This is a genomic window from Peterkaempfera griseoplana (genome assembly GCF_001418575.1).
Taxonomy (GTDB): Bacteria; Actinomycetota; Actinomycetes; order Streptomycetales; family Streptomycetaceae; genus Peterkaempfera; species Peterkaempfera griseoplana.
This window is the reverse complement of record NZ_LIQR01000665.1, coordinates 1-2210: the sequence shown is the minus strand read 5'-3', so window position 1 is coordinate 2210 and position 2210 is coordinate 1. Positions and strand designations below refer to the sequence as shown.

Sequence of the window (2210 nt, the reverse complement as noted above, 5' to 3'; positions counted from 1 at the left end):
ACCATGTACTCCGGCAGCCGCTCCGCGGCGAACTGCCGTACGGCGTCGGGCAGTCCGGTGGCGTCGTGGGTACCCGGGTCTGCGACGACATAGGCGACGAGCCGGCGGTCCCCTGGTGCGTCCTCACGTACGAGCACCGTGGCCTGGGCGATCCGGGGATGCGCGGCCACCGCTGCCTGGACCTCGCCGGGCTCGATGCGGAAGCCGCGGATCTTCACCTGCTCGTCGGCCCGGCCGGCGAAGACCAGTCGGCCGTCGGGGCGCCACTTCGCCAGGTCGCCGGTGCGGTAGAGGCGCTCGCCCGGGGAGCCGAAGGGGCTGGCGACGAAGCGCTCGGCCGTCAGCTCGGGGCGGCCCAGGTATCCGCGGGCCAGCTGGCCGCCGGCGATGTACAGCTCGCCCGCGACGCCCACCGGGACCGGGCGCAGGGAGGGGTCCAGGACATAGGCGCGGGTGTTGTGGACCGGGCGGCCGATGGGGACCGGGCCGGTGTCGCCGGCCGGGTCGAACCTGTGGGTCGTGATCTGCACGGTGGTCTCGGTCGGCCCGTAGAGGTTGTGCACCTCCACGCCCCAGTCGGCAGCGGTACGCGCCGCTAGGGCGGAGGGGACGGCCTCGCCGCCGACGAAGACCCGCTTCAGGGGCAGGGCGGCGCCGTCCGTGGTCGCACCGGCGACCACCTCGAGCAGCGAGGGCACGAACTGGGCCACGGTGATCCGGTGCCGCTCGACGAACGCGAGCAGCCGAGCGGGGTCCTGGGACGTCTCCGCCGGGGCTATGCAGGTTTTGGCGCCGGTGAGCAGCGGCAGCCAGATCTCCCACACGGAGGCGTCGAAGCCGAGCGCGGTGCGTGCCAGTACGGCGTCGTCCGGCCCGAGCGGGAAGGCCCCGGTCATCCAGCGCAGATGGCTCGCCACGGCGCTGTGCTCGACCAGGACCCCCTTGGGGGTTCCGGTGGATCCGGAGGTGTGGATGACATAGGCGGGGTGCGACGGGAGCAGCGGGGCCACCCGGTCGGCGTCCTGCGGTCCGGTCGCCGGCTGCGACGCCAGTGCCTCCTGGGTCCCGGCGGCGTCCAGCACGATCTGTGCCAGCGGGATGCCGGCCGTCAGCCCGGCGGTCTCCGTCGTGGTGATCACACAGGTCGCGGCGGCGTCGGTGAGGACGGCCGCGATGCGGCCCACCGGGAGGCCGGGGTCCACGGGGAGGTAGGCGGCGCCGCTCTTCAGCACACCGAGGAGTGCGACGATCATCTCCGCGGAGCGCGGCAGGGCCAGGGCCACCAGTTGCTCGGGGCCGAATCCCCGGCTGATCAGCAGATGGGCGAGGCGGGACGCTCGTGCGTCCAGCTCGGCGTAGGTCAGCGGGACTTCCTCGGACACCACCGCGACCGCGTCCGGGGTGCGCGCCGCCTGCGCCTCGAACAGTGCCGGCAGAGTGGCCGGCGCGGCGTCGGCCGCTGTGTCGTTCCATGCGGAGAGCACGCGGTGGAGCTCCTCCGCGTTCAGTACGTCCAGCGTGCCCAGCGGCCGGTCGGGGCCGCCTTGCAGCGCCTGCTCCAGCGCGGCCACCAGGCTTTCGGCCGCGGTGCGCACCAGCCCGCCCACCGCCTGCGGGTCGATCGGCGCCACCGCGTCCACGGAGACCGCGAAACCGGTGCCGTCGTCGTCCACGGAGACCGAGAGCGGATAGTTGCTGCCCTCGCGCGTGAACAGCAGCCGGATGCCGTCCATCCCCTCGTCGTCGGCACTGTCGGCGGCCTGGTCGGTGTTGTGGCGGTAGTTGAAGATCGAGGTGAACAGCGGCATGTCGCCCGCCACCCCGCTGGCCTGCTGGGCCAGCGTCAGCGGGGCGTGCTCGTGCTCCAGGAGCTCCGCCAGCTGGGTGCGCATGGCCGTAAGGGCTGCCCGAACGCCCAGCTCGTCGACGCGTACGCGGACGGGCAGGGTGTTGATGAAGGGACCCGGAACCCGCTCGGAGCCTGCGCCGGCGTTCATCCGCCCGAACAGCACCGTGCCGAACACCACGTCGCTGCGCCCGCTCACCGCCCCCAGCACCCGCGCCCACGCCAGATGCAACACACTCGCGGGGCTGGCACCCGCACGGCGGGCGACATCCCGCAACCGGCCGCTCAGCTCTCCGGTGAACGGCACGACCTTGCGGACCAGTTCGGTGCCGTCGCGGTGGACGTCGACGAGTCCGTACGGTGC

At 73.3% G+C, this 2210-nt stretch carries 1 protein-coding gene; it reads right to left on the bottom strand.

Annotated features, from left to right (window positions below; translation table 11 throughout):
• Nucleotides 1–2210 (bottom strand): non-ribosomal peptide synthetase (locus AOK09_RS35035; protein ID WP_157876167.1); only part of this gene is annotated, 2210 nt, incomplete at both ends.